The sequence below is a fragment of the Streptomyces caatingaensis genome, assembly GCF_001187435.1.
Lineage (GTDB): Bacteria > Actinomycetota > Actinomycetes > Streptomycetales > Streptomycetaceae > Streptomyces > Streptomyces caatingaensis.
The window spans coordinates 563,079-581,436 of sequence record NZ_LFXA01000018.1 but is presented as its reverse complement, the minus strand read 5'-3'; the positions used below and the strand labels follow the sequence as shown (position 1 = coordinate 581,436).

The window sequence follows — 18,358 nt, the reverse complement described above, 5'->3', positions numbered from 1 at the left end:
CCGTCAGCGCGGCCGCTCCACCACGGCCCGCCTGATCACCTGGCGGGCCTCGGCGACCAGGCGCTCCCAGGTGAGCGCGGACCCGCTGTAGAGCAGCAGGCGCAGGGCGTCGGCGCGGGCCCGGTCGGCGCCCGTCGCGCGGAGCGCGGCGAAGAGTTCGTGCGCGGGCCGCCCGCCCAACGCCCGCTCGGCGCCGACCAGCAGGGCACGTTCGCCCTCCGCCCCGCCCTCCCGGGCCACCGCCCGCACCCCCAGCACGATCAGCATGCGGACGAGCGCCTCCCCCGTCGCGGGCGACACCCCCCGCTCCCGGTGCCGGAGCAGCCGCTCCCGCCGGTACCGGCCGTCCCCGAGGCCGCGTTCGCGCCGGACCGCGTCGTCGGCCAGGGCGACGCACGCACTCCACGCCTCGTCCTCCCCCATGACCGCCATTCTGCCCGCGTCATCCCCTCTCCCCGCGCAGGCAGTGCTCCATCACCCAGTGCGTCAACGCCTCGGCGGTGGCCTTCCGCGACGCCCCCGGATCATCCCCGGCCGCCGCCGTACGCCGCGCCGCCTCCAGCTCCGCGCACCGCTCGCACCCCGTCTGGTACGGCCGCAGCCCGGCCGCGTTGCGCTCCTCCCGCGTCGCCAACCGCAGCGCCGACGGCGGGACTTCCCATTCCAGCCCGCCACCGGGCCTGCGCACCTGCACGCGGTCCCCGGTGCAGCCGGTCACCTGGACGAGACGGTTCTCGCGGACGTCGACGACGAACACCCCGCTCCTGTACATGCGTTCGCACCTTCCCCGGCGCGCCCCACGGCCCCGGAATTCCACAATGGCCGACAGCGGAAAGGGATTTCAAACTCCAATTTCCAGAGCTGCAATTTGCAGGTCTGCCGGTTCCGGTGGCGGACGGCCCGGGAGTCCGGAAGGATCTGCACACGGTCATGGCACAGGGGGGTCTTGTGGGTGCACAGGCACAACGCACCGCGCGACGGCGGCGGTTGGGGGCGGCGCTCCGCGCCGCGAGGGAGGGTGCGGGGGTCACCACGACGGAGGCGGCCAACGCGATCCACTGCGACAACACGAAGATGAGTCGGATCGAGACGGGGCGGCATCGCGTGACGCGGCTGGAGCTCAACGCGTTGTTCGACCTCTACCGGATCAACGATCCCGCCGTGCGCAAGCAGTTGATCGCCCTGGCGTCGGAGGGCAGCAAGCGAAGCTGGTGGCGACGGCACAGCGCGATGATCTCGCCGAAACTTTCAGAAGTGCTCGTCCTGGAGTCGGACGCGGCCCGGATCGCAGCCTTCCATACACAGGTGGTTCCTGGGCTCCTGCAAACCCCCGACTACGCCAGGGCAATCATCGGCGGTCTCACCTCCCAATACACCGAGGAGGAGGTGGAATTCTACGTCGAACTACGAATGGAGCGGAAACGCATCCTCGCAGGGGACGATCCCCCGGTGCAATATCTGGCACTCATCCCGGAGGGAGTGCTGCACCAGCGATACGGCGGCGCGGAGGTACTGGCTGCACAACTGCGCCATCTGGTGGCGGTGAACAGACCACCGCACCTGACGATCCAGGTGATTCCCTTCACACAGACGGCGTTCACCGACACCGCCGGTTCCTTCACCTTCTTTTCCTATCCGGACCAGCTGGACCTCGACGTCGTACTGGTCGAGTCCCTGGACGGCTCCTTGTGCTTGCAGGAGGATGACTCCGTCGCCCAGTACACCAAGGCGATCGACGGACTCCGGGCATCGGCCCTCTCGACCCAGCAATCCGTCGAGCTGATCACATCGATGGCCGATGAACTTGAGCGCGGGTAGGGAAGGACACCGACCGTGTCACAGTGGCACAAGTCCTCGTACAGCAATGACACGGGAGGCGCCTGTGTCGAAACACGCAGTTCGCCCAACGGGCGAATAGCCGCAAGGGACAGCAAATCCCGCACCCGAGGCATCTGCCTCTTCCCCCCGGATACCTGGACCTCCTTCGTCACCGCCCTCCGGCGCGACGCATTCGACACCGAACACTCTCGGTGATATCCGCCACGTGCGCGCGGCACGGTTTCGGGGCGTGAGGGCGCCAACAACCGCCCGCCGCACGGCAGTTGCCTGTCGTTTGCCGTCGCATCCTCGCCGCTGGCATGGACACTCCCCCTTTACGATCACTTTCAGCCAACAGGAGCCCATGCCCCCAGCCACAGCGAGGTGCCCACAGATGACGGTTGCCAGACTCTCCGAGCGCATGGACCGGGCCTTCAACCCGGACCGCTACGACGCGGACGGGCAGCTCGTCCTGGCATCCGCCGAGGGCGGAGGCGGCGGCGGGACGCACAAGGCGACCTCCGGCCCGTGGACCACCGCCTCCGGAGTCGCCGGGGAGCTGCACCGGGACATGCAGACGGCGATGACGGATCTCGGCCACGCGCATGAGGGGCTGGGCAACGGCACATCCGGCTTCGCCAGTGCCAAGGCCCTGGGCGCCCTGCGGCCCGGCTGGGAGGAGCGGCTCTCCGGGATCCGGGACCTGTGCGGGCACCTCGACGGAGAGATGAAGAAGGTCGGCGTCGAGTTCCACGAGAACGAGGTCGGAACCAAGAAGTCGTTCAAGTAGCAGAGCGGAACAACAGCCGACCGTGGTCACCATCGACGAGCTCAGAAAGCTCGACACCTCGAAGTTCACGAACGCCGCCAAGGCGTGGGGCGCGATCAGCAACCGGGCGAGCGCGGCGAAGCGCCGCGTGGACAGCGAAATGATCGCCAAGGTGGGCGAGACGCAGAAGGGCGAGGCCGCCCAGGCGGCGATCAAGTCCCTGAAGCGGCTGAGCGACAACTACCAGTACATACACGCCGAATGCGGCCTCATACGGACGGCCCTCGACGGGCTGGCGCAGGACCTCGCCGCGCCCCAGCGCAAGCTCAAGCTGGCGCTGGAGGACGCGGCACAGCGCAAGTTCACGGTGGGCGCGGACGGTTCGGTCGAGTACCCGCGCGTCTCGTTCGACAAGCTCCCCGCGCCGGCGCTCCAGCAGCCCGCCCAGGGCGGCGGCCTCATGCTCCAGGCCGACCCGAACGCGGCGAAGGCGCAGGAGATAGCGGACCACATCGCGTCCGCGCTCAGGGAGGCCGCCGAGATCGACGGCCGCTATGCGGGCGCCCTCGGCAAGCTCACGACGAACGGCGATCTGAGCAAGACGGACTGGGCGGACGTCGCCGCGGACATGAAGAGCGTCCAGGGCGCGAACCGTTCCCTGGCGCAGGAGCTGAACGACCGCAAGAAGAAGTCTCCGTACGAGAACGCGGAGTGGTGGAAGAAGCTCCCGCAGGACAGGAAGGACGAACTCATCGCGGCCTTCCCGGACAAGGTCGGGAACCTGGACGGCATTCCGTCCGCCGTGCGCGACCAGGCAAACCGGGAATACCTCCCGGCCCTCATGGGCAAGTTGGAGGCGCAGGGCGACGAGGATTCGATGACGAAGCTCGAAGGTCTGCGGGGGATCGACGAGAAGCTCCGTGAGAACAAAGGAGGCCCGATCTTCCTGCTGGGGATCGGCGACGAGGGCAACGGCCGGGCCATCGTGTCGTACGGAAACCCGGATACCGCGAAGAACGTCTCCGCCTATGTTCCGGGCCTCGGCACCAAGCTCGACGGCGACTTCGCCGACGGAACCGTCAAGCGGGCCATGCAGACCGCGAAGGGCGCTCGCAGATACGAGAAGTCGACGGCGTCCATCGTGTGGCTCGGCTACGACGCACCGCTCATGGGCCCTGACAAGTGGCTCAAGAACTTCGACGTGGCGGGCGAGGAGAACGCCGAGAAGGGTGCCCCCGCCTATGACAGCTTCCTCAAGGGCATCAGGGCCACCAACGAGAACAACCACCCGCACGTCACCGCGATCGGCCACTCGTACGGCTCGCTGACCGTCGGCAAGGCCAGCCAGGAGCCGGGCGGGATACCGGCCGACGACATCGTCCTGCTGGGAAGCCCGGGTACGGGGGTCGACAAGGCCGAGGACCTGGGGGTCGGCAAGGACCACGTCTATGTGGGCGCGGCGGAGAACGACATGGTCTCCAAGCTGCCGTCCAAGAAGGACGCGGTCATCGGGACCATTGGTACGGTGGGGCTCGGCCCGTTCGGAGGCTGGGCGGCCACCGAACTGCTCGGTGACGAGAAGAACTGGTTCGGCACGGATCCCGCGAACGCGGATTTCGGCGCCCACCGGTTCAAGGTGGCCGACGGTCCGTCGGTGTTCCACAAGAATCCCATGGCGGCCCACTCGGGATACTTCGACCCGGATCGGGACCGGGAATCCGCGAACAACATCGCCCTCGTCGTTTCCGGGCACGGCGACAAGATCACTACCCAGGAGCACCGATGAGACCCCGCGCCGTGATCGCCTGCGTCGCGATCCTCGCCCTGGCAGGCTGCGGGACGTCATCGACCGGTTCGCGGACCGAGAGGAAGCAGGAGAAGACCATGGACATGCGGCAGGCCGCGGAACATGCGGACCGGATCCTCGACGACACCTTCGCCGCGATCGTCCCGCCCGTGCGGTGGACGCACGACGAAACCATCAGCGGCGGCTGCCCCGGCTCACCCGGGCTCGGGGACGTCTCCCGCCACCGCACCGTCATGACCATCATCTCCGAGCAGCGGCGCGGGAATTTCCTGGGGCTCGTGGAACGCCACTGGAAGAAGAAGGGCTACACCATCACCGGGACCAATCCCGACAAGGAGTTCCCCGCGCTGTTCGCCTCGGCCCCGGGGGACTACCGCATGGAGCTGGTATTCGGTGCCAAGGGGCAGGCGTTTTTCAGTGTGGCCACCCCCTGCTTCGCCAAGTCCGAGGTTCCGGAGCCGAAGAGCACCCCCAACGGCCCCAATTATGCGGGCAAGGAGGTTCCTTACCCGGACCAGAAGTCCGACTTCTGGTCGTCCACCGAACCCCTCACCCGCTAGGGACCGCCCTCCGCCCGCGACCGGTACAGCACGGCGAGCGCCAGCCCCGAGCCCAGGAGCACCAGTCCCCCGCCGACCGCCATGTCCCCGTCCATCGGCGGGCCGCTGTGGCCCGGCCGGGTGTCGCCGCCGGACGAGCGGACGGCGGTCAGCGGTGCGACGGTGATGGGGTAGCGGGTGCGGGCGGAGGGGTCCGTGGGGAGGGCCGTGGGGGCGGCGTACCCGCGGTCGTCGGTGCCCACGGGGGCGCCCCCGACGCACGCGCCCGGCGCACCCGCCGCGCAACGCGCCGCGGCGGCGCGTTCGTCCGGCGGGCCCTGGACGGTGAAGGCGCTGAGCAGCAGCGCGCCGCTGACCGTCGTGGCCAGGACCGTCGCGGTCGCGGCCAGGGTCGCCCTGGCCGTGGGACGGGCCCGGAGCCGGGCCCGGCGAAGACTGTGCCGCATGTCCGAAAATAAGCACACGGGAACCGACCCCCTCGGGCAGCACACGCGCCCGTTCCCCCGAACGCACCGATCCGCCGGCCGCGCACGCCGCGTCGGTCACCCGCCCTTGAACTGCACCCGCTGGCCGCCCAGCCCCTCGATCTCGAGTTCGACGAGGTCGCCGGAGCGGAGGTAGGGCCTGGGCTCGGGCCGGCCGAGGGCGACGCCCGCCGGAGTTCCGGTGTTGATGACATCCCCAGGGTAGAGGGTCATGAACTGGCTGATGTAGCACACGAGATGGGCGACCGGGAAGATCTGGTCGGCGGTGGTGGAATCCTGCATCAGCCGGCCGTTGACGCGGGTGCGGATGGCGAGCGCCTGGGGGTCGGGGATCTCGTCGGCGGTGACGAGCCAGGGGCCGAGCGGGTTGAACGTCTCGCAGTTCTTGCCCTTGTCCCACTGGCCGCCGCGTTCGAGCTGGTAGGCGCGTTCGGAGACGTCGTTGCTGATGGTGTAGCCGGCGACGGCGGCGAGGGCGTCCTCGTCGGTCTCCAGGCGGCGTGCCGTGCGGCCGAGGACGACGGCGAGCTCGGCCTCCCAGTCGGTCCTGAGGCTGCCGGGCGGGATGAGGACGGTGTCCTCGGGGCCGACGACCGTGTCCGGCGCCTTGAGGAAGAGCGCCGGTTCGGCGGGCTTGCGGACGCCCATCTCGGCCACGTGGCCGTGGTAGTTGAGCCCCACGCAGACGATCTTGCCGATGCGGGCGACGGGCGGACCGACGCGCAGCCCGGCCGGTTCGAGCCGGGGCAGGATGCGGGCGCCGAGGGCGGCCCGCACCCGGTCGAGGACGGAGGCGTCGCCGAAGAGGGCGCCGTCCACGTCGCGGACGACCGAGGAGAGGTCGCGCAGGACGCCCTCCTCGTCCAGCAGTGCCGGGCGTTCCGCCCCCGCCGGGCCGACTCGGAGCAGCTTCATCGGTTCGAACCCTCCGGGTCTCGGCAGACTTCGCGTCCGTGCGTACGGCCCAACCGACTGATCGTCCAGGAACCGGCGGGTGATCGGCAAGAGCCGTTTCGGTCTGTGGAGGGTGCTCAGGCCGGACGGTGGAGGTACGCGCGTTCCACCGCCGACCACAGGGTCGTCGTCACCACGTACAGCCCGGCCGCGAGCGGCACGACCGCGACCGTGACCAGCGTGCCGAAGGACAGCAGCGGGGCGATCCGGGCCACGGCGGCCACGCCGGGCGGCCGCTCCTCGCCGGCCGGGCCAAGGGCGGCGGCCGCCGCGCGGGCGCGCCGGTACGTCCAGGTGGCCACGGCGGCGACGACGGCGAACAGGCCCGCGTACACCAGCCCGTGGGCGCCGAACGGGCCGCCGTCGCCCAGCGCGTCGGCCCACCGGCCGCCCAGCGGGGCGCCGAAGAGCGTGTGGCCGGGGAGCCCGCCGCCGGAGCCGGCGGAGAACAGGTGGTACATCACGGAGAAGACGGGCAGTTGGACGAGCGTGGGAAGGCAGCCCGCCACCGGGGAGACGCCCTCCTCCCGGTGCAGCTCGGCGCTCCTACGCGGCCGTCGGGAGGGGACGGCCGGGTGCCCTGGGCCTGCGCCGGCCCCGGGCGTCGGGGTCGCACCGGGCGAGGAAGGCGGTGCGCAGCTCCCTGTCGCGGAGGGCGGTGCGTATGCGGGTCGGGGTGAGCGGGCCCGTGCCGGGGGCGGGGACGAGGGCGGCGCACAGGGCCAGGGCCGCGCCGACGGTGGCCGTCGAGGCGATGGCGACCGCGCTCATCAGGACGCCCGGCAAGCCGCTCTGCGCGAGCAGGAGTTCGGCGAGGAGGGCGAGGAGCACGGCGACGTGCGTGCGCTGCACCACGGCGTTCATCGTGTCCTCTCCCCCCCCTCTCCGGTCGGTCGTTCCGATATTAGGCGCGGCCACTGACAGCGGGGTCGGCCGGGGGCGGGTCGTGGGCCAACACCTCGGCGTCCGGCCGGTCGTCCGCCGGTTTCGGGCCCAGCAGGGACACCGCGAGCGCGACCACGAGGTTGGCGCCGAGGGCGAGCGCGCCCGCGTTGACGCCCCACAGCGGGTCGTGGCCGTTGAAGACGAGCGCGCAGACCAGGACGCCGCCCACGGCGAGGCCGCTCAGTGCGCCCCATAGGGTCAACTTCCGCCACACCAGGCCCAGAAGAATCATGGGGACGAGCTGGGCCATGCCCTCGTAGGAGATGAGGGAGAGCCGGACGAGCGTGTTGGGCGCCGCGTACGTCAGGGCCAGCGCCAGGGTGCCGGCCGCGACGACCACGGTCTGCGCCGCGAAGCGCTGCCGCCGGGGGCGGCCGTGCAGCGCGGGGACGAGGCCGAGCACGCTCCTGCCCCACATCGTGCCGATGACCAGCATGAAGACGGCCATCGGCACGATGGACGACAGCGCGGCCGCCACGCCCACGAGGCCGACCAGCCAGGCCGGGAGCGAATCCACGACCAGCTTGAACAGGGCCAGGTTGGAGCCCGCGCCCGTGAGGCCCGGGACGACGAAGAGGGCCGCCAGGCCCAGCAGCATGGGCACGAACAGCAGCACGTTGTAGAACGGCAGCAGGACCGCGTTGCGGCGCAGGGCGTCGGCGCTGCGGGCGCCGAGGTAACCGGCCACGGTGGTCGGGAAGATGACGACGGTGAGCGAGTTGAGGAAGCTCGTCGTCGCGAACCACGTGCCGCCGAGGCCGCTGCCGCCGTGGCCGCTCAGCGTCAGCCACTGCGGCTTCTCCGCCACCAGGCGGTCGAGGAACGGGCCGTAGCCGTCGAAGTAGTGCACCGGGACGTAGACCGCGAGGAACGCGAGCGTGCCGATGACGAGGACGTCCTTGAGGACGGAGACCCACGCGCTGCCGCGCAGCCCGCTGACGACGACGAAGGCCGTGGTGACGGCGAAGGCGATGAAGTAGGCCCAGTCGAGGCTGATCGCGCCGTAGGAGATCGTCGAGACGACGACGCCCATGCCGGTGATCTGGAGCTGGATGTACGGCAGGAGGCAGACGGTCGCGAGCACGGCGACGAGGGCGCCGAGCCAGGGCCTTCCGTAGCGGTGGGCGACCATGTCGGTGATCGAGACGAGGCCGTGCTCGCGGGCGTACGACCACAGGGTCGGTCCGACGACGTAGCCGATCGCGTAGCCGCAGGAGAGGTAGGCGATGACGTAGAGGACCGGGGCGCCGAAGTTGTAGCCCCAGCCCGCCGCGCCCAGATAGCTGAAGCTGGTGTAGCCCTCGCCGGCCATCAGCACCCAGATCATCACCGTGCCGAGGCTGCGGCCGCCGACGGACCACTCGGTGATGCCGCCGCCGGCGCCCCGGCCGCGGACGGCCAGCAGGCCGAGGGCGACGGTGAGCACCATGAACCCGCCGAAGACCGCCGTCGCGACGGCGGAGTCGCCGCTCATGCGCGGCCTCTCTTCCGGTCGCTCCGGCGGGCCAGGTGCACGCCGGCCGGGGTGAGGAGGGTCGCCAGCAGCAGCCAGAAGAAGAGGAACGGCAGCCCGAGGACGGTCGGGTGGACGCGGTCCACCAGGGGGAGGGCTCCGAGGTAGAGCACGTAGGGGAGCAGGAGCCACAGGAGGGCGGGACGTTTCAGCACGGGGGCAACCCTAGGTCGCGGGTGCCGCGGGTTCTCTTCCCCCACCCCGCCCTTTCCCCGTTTCCCGGGGCCCGGCCCCGCACCCGGACCGCCCTCCGGGCGGTCGGCGGGCCTCCGCCCCTGCACCCCGCCGGGGGCTACGGCGCCCGGCCCCCGGAGCGCCCCACGAAGGCCGGACCCTCCGCATCGGCTACGCCCCCACCAGCCGCGACGCCGTATAGATCAGCAGCCCCGCCAACGCACCCACCACCGTGCCGTTGATGCGGATGAACTGCAGGTCCCGCCCGATGTGGGCCTCGATCTTGCGGGAGGTCTGCTCCGCGTCCCAGCCCGCCACCGTCTCGGTGATCAGGGACGTGATCTCGTCCCGGTACGTCGTCACCACGTGCACGGCCGCGTCCTCCAGCCAGCCGTCCACCTTCGCCCGCAGCGCCTCGTCCGAGGACATCCGGGCGCCCAGCGAGAGGATCGCGGAGCGCGCGCGGACGCGCAGTTCGCTGCGCTCGTCCTCGGCGGCGGCGACGACCATCGCCCGGACGGAGCCCCAGGCGGAGGCGATCAGGTCCTGGACCTCGCCGCGCCCGAGGACCTCGGACTTCAGCCGCTCGACGCGGGCCCGCGTGTCGGGGTCGGTCCGGAGGTCGCGGGCGAAGTCCGCGAGGAAGCGGTCGACCGCGCCCCGCGCCGGGTGCTCCGGCATGTCCCGCATCTCGGTGACGAAGCGCAGCAGCTCCTTGTAGACGCGCTCGCCGACCTTGCGGTCCACGAAGCGCGGCGTCCAGCCGGGGGCGCCGCCGGAGACCGCCTGCATCACGGAGTCCCCGTGGGTCACCAGCCAGTCGCGGGCGCGGACGCACACCAGGTCCACGACCTTGTGGTGACCGCCGTCGGCGACGATCCGCTCCAGCATCCGGCCAAGCCCCGGCGCGACCTCCTGCGCGTCCGCGCGCCGGGTGACGGCCTCGCCGACCACCGCCTGGACGTCCGCGTCGCGCAGCACCCGCAGGGCGCCGCGCAGCGCGGTCGCGAGCTCGGCCGTCACCCGGTCGGCGTGCTCGGGCCGGGCCAGCCAGGCGGCCAGCCGGGTGCCGATGCCGACGGCGCGCAGCCGGCGCCGTACGACGTCGCCGGAGAGGAAGTTCTCCCCCACGAACTCGCCGAGGCTCCGGCCGAGCTGGTCCTTCTTGGTCGGGATGATCGCCGTGTGCGGGATGGGGAGGCCGAGCGGCCGGCGGAAGAGCGCGGTGACCGCGAACCAGTCGGCGAGCGCGCCGACCATGCCCGCCTCCGCGGCGGCCGCCACGTAGCCCGCCCAGGCGCCCGCGCCGGACGACTGCGCCCACTTGGCGAGGGCGTAGACGAGGGCGACGGCGAGGAGGAGCCCGGTGGCGATGGCCTTCATCCGGCGCACGCCGCGGCGTTTGAGGGCGTCCGCCTCGCTGTAGATGAAGCCGGTCATCCGTACCACCCGTCCACGCCGTCTCCCTTTCGCCGGACTCGTCGGGAAGGCCCATTGTCGCCGCGGGGCCCCCGGGGACGACTCGGGGAACGCCCCTGAGGTTCCCCCGTCTTGTCCAGTGCCCCGCCGGCCGGCGATCCCGGCCTCCCCGCCTTCCCCGGTCCTCCCCGGCACCCCGTGGGATCATGAAACCCGCTGATCGTCCGTCCCAGGAGTCCTCCGCGATGACCAGGCCCCCGCAGTCCCGCGGCACCGTGCTCGCCGCGGTCGCCGCGCTGGCCGCCGTCGTGACGCTGGTCTCGACGGCGATCCTGCTCGGGACGTCCGCGGGGACCACGGGGACGGCCGGGGCGGCGGGCGGACGCGTCGGCGGGCCCCTCGCGTCCGTCCGGACGAAGGGGGCGTCCCCGCCCCCGGCCCCCGCCGGCACCTGGACGGGCACCTGGGCCGCCGCGCCGGCCGCGGCCGAGCCCCGCACCGGCCGGCGCGGGCTCGCCGGCACGTCCGTCCGCAACGTCGTCCACACCAGCGTCGGCGGCACCGGGGTGCGCGTGCAGCTCTCCAATCTCTTCGGCAACCGGCCGCTGCACATCGGTCACGCCTCCGTCGCCGTCGCCGCCCGGCCGGGGGCGGCCGCCGCCGCGCCCGGCTCCATGCGCCGGCTGACCTTCGGCGGCCGCCCCGCCACCGTCGTGCCCGCCGGGCGGGCGACCGTCAGCGACCCGGTGCCGCTGCCGGTCGCCCCGGCGTCGGGCCTCCTCGTGACCGTCTTCTCGGCCGTCCCCTCCGGGCCGGTGACGCTGCACCCGCACGCGCGGCAGCTCTCCTGGCTCGCCCGCGGCGACCGGACGGAGGACGGGGACGGGGCGCGCTACACGACCCGGACGGCGTACTGGCGCTACGTCACCGCCGTCGACGTCCGGGGCACCGAGGCGGCCGGCTCCGTCGTCGCCCTCGGCGACTCCATCACCGACGGCGTCACCTCGACCGTCGGCGCGGACCAGCGGTGGACCGACCACCTCGCGGCCCGGCTGCGCGAGGAGCCCGGTGCGCCGCGCTACGGCGTCCTCAACGAGGGCATCAGCGGCAACCGCATCCTGCTCAGCAACCGGGGGCGGTCCCCGGCCAACAACCCCAGCGCGCTGGATCGTTTCGACCGCGACGTGCTCGGCCGCACGGGGGTGCGGGCCGTCGTGATCGAGCTCGGCGTCAACGACATCCTGCGGCGGCCGCAGCAGCTCGATCCCCGGCGGATCGTCGCCGGGCTGCGGCAGCTGGTCGCCCGGGCGCACGAGCACGGCCTCCCCGTCCTCGGCTCGACGCTGACCCCCTTCGGCGGGCATCTCGGGGTCGTCCCCCGGCAGGAGACGGTGCGGCTGGCGGTGAACGCGGAGATCCGCGCCGGGCGGGTGTTCGACTCCGTCGTGGACTTCGACCGGGTACTGCGGGATCCGGCCGACCCGCAGCGCCTGCTGCCCGCCTACGACAGCGGGGACCGGCTGCACCCGAACGACGCGGGATACCGGAGGATGGCGGGGGCGGTGGATCTGGGGGTGCTGGGGGGTTCCTTGCGGGTGGGGCCCGGCTTGTGAGTCCCGCCCCAGCCCCGCCCTTTCACCATTTCTCCGGGGCTCCGCCCCTCGGCCCGGCACCGCGCTGCCGCGCGGTGGAGCGGGGCTCCGCCCCCGCCCCCCACCGGGGGCTGCCCCCCTGGCCCCCGCCTCCGCTTCGGGGCTGCGCCGGGCCCCGTTCCTGGGCTCGGCCCGACGGACCCCGCCCGGGGCCGCGCCCGGCTGACACCGCCAGCGCTTCGGGGCCGCCCCCGGGCCCCACTCCCGGGCACGCCCCGACAGACCCCGCCCGGGGCCGCGACCCGCTGACACCACCAGCGCCTCGGGGCCCCCGGGCCCCACTCCCGGGCACGCCCCGACAGACCCCGCCCGGGGCCGCGCCCCGCTGACACCGGCCCCGGGCGCCGCCCCGACCCCGGCTCCGCGCTCCGTGCGGCGTCCTCACGTGCGGGGCGGGCCGTCGCCGTACAGTCGGGCGATGACTTGCTCGATGTCCGGCTCGCGGACCGAGAGGTCGAGGAGGGGGTATCGCTCGGCGACGGCGGCGACCAGGGGGGCTGCCGAGCGGGTGGCCGGGAAGGCCAGCCACTGGCGTGGGCCCTCCACGCGGACGACGCGCGCGCCGGGTACGTCCCGCATGGGCGGCAGCTCCCGTTCCAGGTCCACCACGAGCATCCGCTCGCTCCCGCCCACCGTGTGCAGTCCGTCCAACGCGCCGTCGTAGACGAGGCGTCCGTGGTCGATGACCATCACACGGCGGCACAGCTGCTCGATGTCCGTCAGGTCGTGCGTGGTGAGGAGCACGGTCGTGCCGCGCTCGGCGTTGAGGTCGCGCAGGAAGCCGCGGACCCTGGCCTTGCTCACGACGTCCAGGCCGATCGTCGGTTCGTCGAGGTAGAGCACCTCGGGGTCGTGGAGCAGCGCGGCCGCGACGTCGCCCCGCATCCGCTGGCCCAGGGAGAGCTGGCGGACCGGGACGTCCAAGAGGGCGCCGAGGTCCAGGAGTTCGACGCAGCGGTCGAGGTTGGCGCGGTAACGGGCGTCGGGGATGCGGTACATGCGGCGCACCAGGCCGTACGAGTCGCGCAGCGGCAGGTCCCACCAGAGCGTCGTGCGCTGGCCGAAGACGACGCCGATGCGCCGGGCGAGGCGGGCGCGGTCGCGGGACGGGTCGATGCCGGCGACGCGCAGCCGGCCCCGGCTGGGGACGAGGATGCCGGTGAGCATCTTGATCGTCGTGGATTTGCCGGCGCCGTTGGGGCCGATGTACCCGACCATCTCACCGCGCGGCACGCGGAAGCTGATGCCGTCCACCGCCCGCACCTCCCGCCGCTCGCGGCGCAGCAGCCCCGCCCGGCGCCGGACGGTGAACACCTTCTCCACATCCGTGAGTTCGATGAGGTCCACGCGTCAGCTCCCCGTGCTCCGATAGCTTCTGATCCCCGCCCGCCAGGCCAGCCCCGAGAGGCCGAGCAGCAGCAGGGCGACGGCCGGCCCGCAGAAGGCCGCCCAGCCGGGCAGGTGCAGCGGGTCGTCCCGGCCCAGCAGCCACAGCGCGGGCAGCCAGTTGACGAAGGCGAGGGGCACGACGAAGGTCGCCCCGCGCACCAGTTCCTTCGCGAAGACCGTCGGCGGGTACTGCAGGAGCGTGCAGCCGCCGAAGGTGAAGGAGTTCGCCACCTCGGACGCGTCCGCCGCCCAGAACTGGAAGGCCGCCCCCGCCAGGAAGACCGCCGCGAAGATCGCCGCCCCCGTCACCACCATCACCACCGCGAACAGCACCCGCCCCGGCGTCCACTCCACGTCCACCCGTGCCACACCCCACGCCAGCACCAGCGCCCCCTGGCCGATCCGGCCGATCCGGCGCAGCGCGAACCGGTCGGCCGCCACCTGTACGAGCACCGGCACCGGGCGGACGAGGAACTGGTCGAACGTGCCGTCGCGCACCCGCCGTCCGACCCGGTCCGCGTTGCCCAGCAGCAGGTCGGCCAGGCCGAAGGAGGTGCAGGTCGTCCCGTAGAGCAGCGCGACCTCGGGGAGGGTGAAGCCGCCCAGCGCGTCGATGTGCGAGAACATCAGCAGGATCGCGACGAAGTCCAGGGCGCTGACGGCGAAGTTGCCCAGCGCCGTCAGTACGAAGGACAGCCGGTACGCCATGGTCGAGCGGATCCACATCGCGGCGATCAGACCGTACGCGCGCAGGGCGTGCCCCCGCTCACCCACCCTGGACCACCACCTTCCGCGTGGCCCGCGCCTGCGTCAGCCGCCCGAGGGCCAGCAGCACCGCCGCCCACCCCGCCTGGAAGGCCAGCGCGCCCGCCGCGCCCCATCCGGCGTGGCGTCCCAGCAGCACGTCCACCGGCACCTGGAGCATCGCCGCCCACGGCAACGCCCGCGCCACCGCGCCGAAGAGGCCCGGGAAGACGGTCAGCGGCAGCAGCGAGCCGGAGAAGAACAGGCACAGGAGCTGGCTGACCATCGCCACCCCCGCCCCGTCCAGCAGCCAGAACGCGCACAGCCCCACCAGGTAGTGCACCGCGAAGCCGACGACGACGGCCAGCAGCACCGCGCACAGGAACAGCAGCCACCGCAAGGGGTCGGCGGGCAGCGCGAGTTCGAAGTGGAGCGCGCCCGCGAGCAGCGGCACCACGCCCCGGCCCAGCAGCTGGAAGCCGGCCCGCCCCAGGTCGGCCGCCAGCCACCACAGCTGGAGGTCGGCGGGCCGGTACAGGTCGATCGCGATGTCGCCGTTGCGCACGCGCTCCTGCAACTCCTCCTGGAAACCGCCCCCGAGCAGCGACACCGTCGCCAGCAGCGCCTGGCTGACCCACACGAACGTCAGCGCCTGCGCCCGGTCGTAGCCGCCCAGGTGCGGGCGTTCGTGCCACAACGCGATGAACGTATAGGCGAGCACGAACCCGAAGACCGTATTGGTGAAGACCCCCGCGGCGGTCGCGATCCGGTACGTCGCATACCGCCGGAAGCCGCTCATCGCGACCGCTGCGTACAGCCGCATCCCGTCCCCCCTCGGCTCGTTGAACCTTGTTGGTCCGCCGCCCGGCCGGGCCGTCACCCGAAACGCAGGAGCGTAGCCGTACGTCCCAGCCCGGAGCCACGCATTTGTCACCCCCCGGTGTGGTCGGCCTCACCCGATCGGCCCCACCCCACCGCACGGGGTGCGCTGGACCCCTCCGGCCGGGCCGCGCGGTGCGACAGTGCTTCCGGGGCGCGCACGGCGGCACTGCTGTGGCAGCACTGCCCCGGGCACACGGACCGCCTGACACGACACGACACCGCTGCGCCGCGGCCAACCCCGGCAACGGGCCGAGGAGTTCCAGGAAAGATGAGCGACGAGCACTCACAGCAACGGCCCCGTGACCGGGCCGCCGGACCGCCGCCGGCCTGGGCGCCCAGAGGCGAGGCCGCCCGTCCCCGCAAGCGCACCGGATGGCGCCGGCTGCTGCCCACGTGGCGCCTGGTGCTCGGCGCGTTCGTCCTGGTCGTCCTGCTGATCGCGGGCGGCCTGATCGCGGGGTACACCCTGGTGGACATCCCCGCGGCGAACAAGGCGGCGACCGCCGAGAGCAACGTCTTCCTCTACGCGGACGGCAGCCAGCTCGCCCGCGACGGCGAGGTCAACCGGGAGAGCGTGCCGCTCAGCCGCATCCCCAAGAACGTCCAGCACGCCGTACTCGCCGCCGAGGACCGGGACTTCTACTCCGAGTCCGCCGTCAACCCCGAGGCGATGGTGCGCGCCGCGTGGAACACGGTCACCGGCAAGGGCAAGCAGTCCGGTTCCACGATCACCCAGCAGTACGTCAAGAACTACTACCTCGGCCAGGAACAGACCATCAGCCGCAAGGTGAAGGAGTTCTTCATCGCCATCAAGCTGGACCGCGAGTCCAGCAAGGACGACATCCTTGAGGGCTACCTCAACACCAGCTACTTCGGCCGCAACGCCTACGGGATCCAGGCCGCGTCCCAGGCGTACTACGGCAAGGACTCCGACAAGATCGACACGGCGCAGGGCGCCTACCTGGCGACGCTGCTCAACGCGCCGAGCGCGTACGACGTCGGGGCCCACCCCGAGAACAGGCCGCGGGCCATGGCCCGGTGGAACTACGTCCTCGACGGCATGGTCAAGAAGGGCTGGCTCGGCGCCGCCGAGCGCGCCTCCCTCAAGTTCCCGGCGCCCGGCAAGTCCCGGCCCCGGCTGGGGATGTCGGGCCAGCGCGGCTACCTCGTCGAGGCGGTCAAGGACTACCTCACCAGCAACAAGATCATCGATGAGCAGACGCTGGCCGCCGGCGGCTACCGGATCACCACGACCATCGACCGCAAGAAGCAGGACGCCTTCGTCAAGGCCGTGAAGTCCGAGCTGATGGACGAGCTGAGCGACTCCCGGAGGGTCGACTCCTACGTCCGCGCCGGCGGGGCCTCCATCGATCCAGGGACGGGGAAGGTCGTCGCCCTCTACGGCGGCATCGACTACACCAAGCAGTACGTCAACAACGCCACCCGCCGTGACTACCAGGTGGGTTCGACCTTCAAGCCGTTCGTCTTCACCTCGGCCGTGCAGCACGGCTCCACGACGCAGTCCGGCCGTCCGATCACCCCGTACACGATCTACGACGGGACCGACAAGCGGCAGGTCGTCGGGCCGGACGGGCCCGTCGGCTACAACCCCGCCAACGAGGACGACCGCAGCTACGGCCCCATCACCGTCACCAAGGCGACGGACCTGTCGGTCAACGCCGTGTACGCGCAGATGGCCGAGGACGTCGGCCCGGGGAAGGTGAAGGCCACGGCCGTCGCCCTCGGCATCCCCGAGAAGACCCCCGACCTGACCGCCTCCCCCTCGATCGCCCTCGGCCCCGCCACGGCCAGCGTCCTGGACATGGCCCAGGCGTACGCCACCCTCGCCAACCACGGGCGGCACGGGCCCTACACGCTGGTCGAGAAGGCCAGCAAGGGCGGCGAGAACCTCCAGCTGCCCAACCGCAAGGAGAAGAAGCAGGCCGTGCCGCGGGACGCGGCGGACACGACGACGTCCGTCCTGCAGAGCGTCGTCGACAGCCCCGGCGGGACGGGCGCCGCGGCCCGCAACTCCGGGCGGCCGTCGGCCGGCAAGACGGGGACGGCGGAGGAGGACAAGGCCGCCTGGTTCGCCGGCTACACCCCCGACCTCGCGACCGTGGTCGCCGTCATGGGCCAGGACTCCGACAGCGGCGAACAGAAGTCGCTCTACGGGGCGACGGGGCTGCCGCGCATCAACGGGGGCGGGTATCCGGCGCGGATCTGGGCCGCGTACACGGCGGACGCGCTGGAGGGGACGCCGGTGCGGGACTTCGACCTGGAGCTGGCGCGGGGGGCGTCCAGTCCGCCGCCGGAGGCGCCCTCGACGTCGGCGCCGCCGCCGGTCCCGTCCGCGCCGCCGGTCTCCTCCGCCCCGCCGAGGCGCCCCCCGACCTCCTCCTTCACCCCGCCCCCCGGCCCCCCACGGGCCCTCCCCCCGGCCCCCCGACCGGCCCCCCATCCGGCCCCCCGTCCCTCCCGATCATCACCCTCGGCCCGAACCCGGGGGCCCGTGAGGGCCGGGGCGGGGATCATCACGATCTGCTGGGTTACGACTACTGAGGTGGGGGTGGGGTCAGGCTCCCCAGAGGGGGCACCCCCGGGACGGGGCTGATTCAGCCCGTCCGGCGTCTGAGGACGAGCGGCGGAGCCGCGATCGGGGGGCCAGGGGGCGCAGCCCCCGGTGGGGTGCAGGGGCGAAGCCCCGCCGACCGCGCGGCAGCGCGCGCCCCCCGCCCCCCCCCCCCGCGCGGAACGCGCACCCGCCGCCCCGGGGCGCAGCCCCGCAGAAACGGTGAAGGGGCGGGGCGGGGAGAAAGAAAACCGCCTAGTGACCGGACGTGGCCTTGAGGCCGACGACCGCTACGAGCAGCAGCGCGACGAAGAAGATCCGGGCCGCCGTGGCGGGCTCGCCGAGGACGCACATGCCGAGCAGCGCCGCCCCGGCGGCACCGATGCCGACCCACACGCCGTACGCCGTACCGATCGGCAAGGAGCGGGCGGCCTGCGACAGCAGGAACATGCTCGCGAGGATGCCGGCGGCAGTGAAGACGCTGGGCCACAGCCGGGTGAAGCCCTCGGTGTACTTCATGCCCACCGACCAGCCGACCTCCAGCAGACCGGCCACGATCAGAAGAACCCATGCCATGACGACGGCACCTCCCAGTGACTCTCTCCAGGGGTGCGTCGTCTTGTCGTGACCCGGTACGGCGCGTCTCGTCGGGACCTGCGAGGGTAGCAAAAGTGT

Annotated in this window: 20 protein-coding genes and 1 riboswitch; of the genes, 7 read left to right on the top strand and 13 right to left on the bottom strand. The window is 72.4% G+C overall.

Features of this window, described 5'->3' with window-relative positions; genetic code table 11:
• Positions 1-3: 3 nt before the first annotated feature.
• Both AC230_RS29305 and AC230_RS29300 read right to left on the bottom strand, forming a co-directional pair.
• Positions 4-423: a hypothetical protein gene (locus tag AC230_RS29305; RefSeq protein ID WP_157868684.1), complete on the bottom strand. Its 420-nt coding sequence runs from the start codon at positions 421-423 to the stop codon at positions 4-6.
• Positions 424-442: 19 nt separating this feature from the next.
• A complete protein-coding gene (locus AC230_RS29300) occupies positions 443-772 on the bottom strand; it encodes a hypothetical protein (protein WP_049719344.1) in 330 nt (109 codons plus the stop codon).
• Positions 773-930: 158 nt separating this feature from the next.
• Between AC230_RS29300 and AC230_RS29295 the strand changes: the two genes are divergently transcribed.
• From AC230_RS29295 to AC230_RS29280, 5 genes are all read left to right on the top strand, one after another.
• Positions 931-1,818 (top strand): helix-turn-helix domain-containing protein, encoded by an 888-nt coding sequence (locus tag AC230_RS29295; protein ID WP_049719343.1) that lies wholly within the window; start codon positions 931-933, stop codon positions 1,816-1,818.
• Between the two features lie 15 nt (positions 1,819-1,833).
• Entirely contained in the window at positions 1,834-2,034 is a 201-nt protein-coding gene (locus AC230_RS31675; protein ID WP_078871662.1) for a DUF397 domain-containing protein, read from the top strand.
• A gap of 178 nt (positions 2,035-2,212) precedes the next feature.
• A complete protein-coding gene (locus AC230_RS29290) occupies positions 2,213-2,608 on the top strand; it encodes a hypothetical protein (protein WP_078871661.1) in 396 nt (131 codons plus the stop codon).
• A gap of 22 nt (positions 2,609-2,630) precedes the next feature.
• Positions 2,631-4,373, top strand: coding sequence for an alpha/beta hydrolase (locus AC230_RS29285; RefSeq protein ID WP_049719342.1), 1,743 nt, complete (start codon positions 2,631-2,633; stop codon positions 4,371-4,373).
• Positions 4,370-4,954: an LppA family lipoprotein gene (locus AC230_RS29280; RefSeq protein WP_241833399.1), complete on the top strand. Its 585-nt coding sequence runs from the start codon at positions 4,370-4,372 to the stop codon at positions 4,952-4,954. The genes AC230_RS29285 and AC230_RS29280 overlap by 4 nt, the downstream gene beginning before the upstream one ends.
• On the opposite strand, the gene AC230_RS29275 is transcribed toward AC230_RS29280, so the two are convergent.
• The 7 genes from AC230_RS29275 to AC230_RS29245 all read right to left on the bottom strand — a co-directional run bounded on the left by AC230_RS29275 (position 4,951) and on the right by AC230_RS29245 (position 10,465).
• Entirely contained in the window at positions 4,951-5,400 is a 450-nt protein-coding gene (locus AC230_RS29275; protein ID WP_049719341.1) for a hypothetical protein, read from the bottom strand. The two genes, AC230_RS29280 and AC230_RS29275, sit on opposite strands and share 4 nt — an antisense overlap.
• A 96-nt stretch (positions 5,401-5,496) precedes the next feature.
• Positions 5,497-6,354, bottom strand: a complete 858-nt coding sequence (locus tag AC230_RS29270; protein WP_049719340.1) for a fumarylacetoacetate hydrolase family protein — start codon at positions 6,352-6,354, stop codon at positions 5,497-5,499.
• A 116-nt stretch (positions 6,355-6,470) separates the two neighbouring features.
• Entirely contained in the window at positions 6,471-6,929 is a 459-nt protein-coding gene (locus tag AC230_RS29265; protein ID WP_078871660.1) for a YidC/Oxa1 family membrane protein insertase, read from the bottom strand.
• A 10-nt stretch (positions 6,930-6,939) separates the two neighbouring features.
• A complete protein-coding gene (locus tag AC230_RS29260) occupies positions 6,940-7,257 on the bottom strand; it encodes a DUF6412 domain-containing protein (RefSeq protein WP_049719339.1) in 318 nt (105 codons plus the stop codon).
• Positions 7,258-7,297: 40 nt separating this feature from the next.
• Positions 7,298-8,812, bottom strand: a complete 1,515-nt coding sequence (locus AC230_RS29255) for a sodium:solute symporter family protein (protein WP_049719338.1) — start codon at positions 8,810-8,812, stop codon at positions 7,298-7,300.
• Complete coding sequence (locus AC230_RS29250) at positions 8,809-9,006, bottom strand: DUF3311 domain-containing protein (protein WP_049719337.1); 198 nt, start codon at positions 9,004-9,006, stop codon at positions 8,809-8,811. Before AC230_RS29250 ends, AC230_RS29255 begins: the two co-directional genes overlap by 4 nt.
• A gap of 190 nt (positions 9,007-9,196) precedes the next feature.
• Entirely contained in the window at positions 9,197-10,465 is a 1,269-nt protein-coding gene (locus AC230_RS29245; protein WP_241833398.1) for a DUF445 domain-containing protein, read from the bottom strand.
• A 224-nt stretch (positions 10,466-10,689) separates the two neighbouring features.
• Between AC230_RS29245 and AC230_RS29240 the strand changes: the two genes are divergently transcribed.
• Positions 10,690-12,057: an SGNH/GDSL hydrolase family protein gene (locus AC230_RS29240; protein ID WP_049719335.1), complete on the top strand. Its 1,368-nt coding sequence runs from the start codon at positions 10,690-10,692 to the stop codon at positions 12,055-12,057.
• Positions 12,058-12,477: 420 nt separating this feature from the next.
• On the opposite strand, the gene AC230_RS29235 is transcribed toward AC230_RS29240, so the two are convergent.
• From AC230_RS29235 to AC230_RS29225, 3 genes are read right to left on the bottom strand one after another with little or no spacing between them, the layout of a single operon-like run.
• Positions 12,478-13,443, bottom strand: a complete 966-nt coding sequence (locus tag AC230_RS29235) for an ABC transporter ATP-binding protein (RefSeq protein WP_049719334.1) — start codon at positions 13,441-13,443, stop codon at positions 12,478-12,480.
• A gap of 3 nt (positions 13,444-13,446) precedes the next feature.
• Complete coding sequence (locus AC230_RS29230) at positions 13,447-14,211, bottom strand: ABC transporter permease (protein ID WP_078871695.1); 765 nt, start codon at positions 14,209-14,211, stop codon at positions 13,447-13,449.
• A gap of 40 nt (positions 14,212-14,251) precedes the next feature.
• Positions 14,252-15,052 (bottom strand): ABC transporter permease, encoded by an 801-nt coding sequence (locus AC230_RS29225; RefSeq protein WP_049719332.1) that lies wholly within the window; start codon positions 15,050-15,052, stop codon positions 14,252-14,254.
• Positions 15,053-15,379: 327 nt separating this feature from the next.
• On the opposite strand from AC230_RS29225, the gene AC230_RS29220 reads away from it, so the two are divergent.
• Complete coding sequence (locus tag AC230_RS29220) at positions 15,380-17,725, top strand: transglycosylase domain-containing protein (RefSeq protein WP_198535633.1); 2,346 nt, start codon at positions 15,380-15,382, stop codon at positions 17,723-17,725.
• A 213-nt stretch (positions 17,726-17,938) separates the two neighbouring features.
• Here AC230_RS29220 and AC230_RS29215 read toward each other — a convergent pair whose 3' ends face one another.
• Positions 17,939-18,259 carry a DMT family transporter gene (locus AC230_RS29215; protein ID WP_049719331.1) on the bottom strand — a complete coding sequence of 107 codons (321 nt, stop codon included), beginning with the start codon at positions 18,257-18,259 and terminating at the stop codon, positions 17,939-17,941.
• A gap of 32 nt (positions 18,260-18,291) precedes the next feature.
• A riboswitch (guanidine-III (ykkC-III) riboswitch) is annotated at positions 18,292-18,357 on the bottom strand.
• Position 18,358 lies beyond the last annotated feature (1 nt).

What these genes read in the sequence shown, in the direction of transcription:
- AC230_RS29280 (WP_241833399.1), top strand. Translation starts at nt 4,370, where the DNA reads ATGAGACCCCGCGCCGTGATCGCCTGCGTCGCGATCCTCGCCCTGGCA.
- AC230_RS29225 (WP_049719332.1), bottom strand. Translation starts at nt 15,052, where the DNA reads ATGCGGCTGTACGCAGCGGTCGCGATGAGCGGCTTCCGGCGGTATGCG.
- AC230_RS29295 (WP_049719343.1), top strand. Translation starts at nt 931, where the DNA reads ATGGCACAGGGGGGTCTTGTGGGTGCACAGGCACAACGCACCGCGCGA.
- AC230_RS29240 (WP_049719335.1), top strand. Translation starts at nt 10,690, where the DNA reads ATGACCAGGCCCCCGCAGTCCCGCGGCACCGTGCTCGCCGCGGTCGCC.
- AC230_RS29220 (WP_198535633.1), top strand. Translation starts at nt 15,380, where the DNA reads ATGAGCGACGAGCACTCACAGCAACGGCCCCGTGACCGGGCCGCCGGA.
- AC230_RS29260 (WP_049719339.1), bottom strand. Translation starts at nt 7,257, where the DNA reads ATGAACGCCGTGGTGCAGCGCACGCACGTCGCCGTGCTCCTCGCCCTC.
- AC230_RS29300 (WP_049719344.1), bottom strand. Translation starts at nt 772, where the DNA reads ATGTACAGGAGCGGGGTGTTCGTCGTCGACGTCCGCGAGAACCGTCTC.
- AC230_RS29275 (WP_049719341.1), bottom strand. Translation starts at nt 5,400, where the DNA reads ATGCGGCACAGTCTTCGCCGGGCCCGGCTCCGGGCCCGTCCCACGGCC.
- AC230_RS29270 (WP_049719340.1), bottom strand. Translation starts at nt 6,354, where the DNA reads ATGAAGCTGCTCCGAGTCGGCCCGGCGGGGGCGGAACGCCCGGCACTG.
- AC230_RS29255 (WP_049719338.1), bottom strand. Translation starts at nt 8,812, where the DNA reads ATGAGCGGCGACTCCGCCGTCGCGACGGCGGTCTTCGGCGGGTTCATG.
- AC230_RS29305 (WP_157868684.1), bottom strand. Translation starts at nt 423, where the DNA reads ATGGGGGAGGACGAGGCGTGGAGTGCGTGCGTCGCCCTGGCCGACGAC.
- AC230_RS29215 (WP_049719331.1), bottom strand. Translation starts at nt 18,259, where the DNA reads ATGGCATGGGTTCTTCTGATCGTGGCCGGTCTGCTGGAGGTCGGCTGG.
- AC230_RS29230 (WP_078871695.1), bottom strand. Translation starts at nt 14,211, where the DNA reads ATGTGGATCCGCTCGACCATGGCGTACCGGCTGTCCTTCGTACTGACG.
- AC230_RS29245 (WP_241833398.1), bottom strand. Translation starts at nt 10,465, where the DNA reads ATGACCGGCTTCATCTACAGCGAGGCGGACGCCCTCAAACGCCGCGGC.
- AC230_RS29290 (WP_078871661.1), top strand. Translation starts at nt 2,213, where the DNA reads ATGACGGTTGCCAGACTCTCCGAGCGCATGGACCGGGCCTTCAACCCG.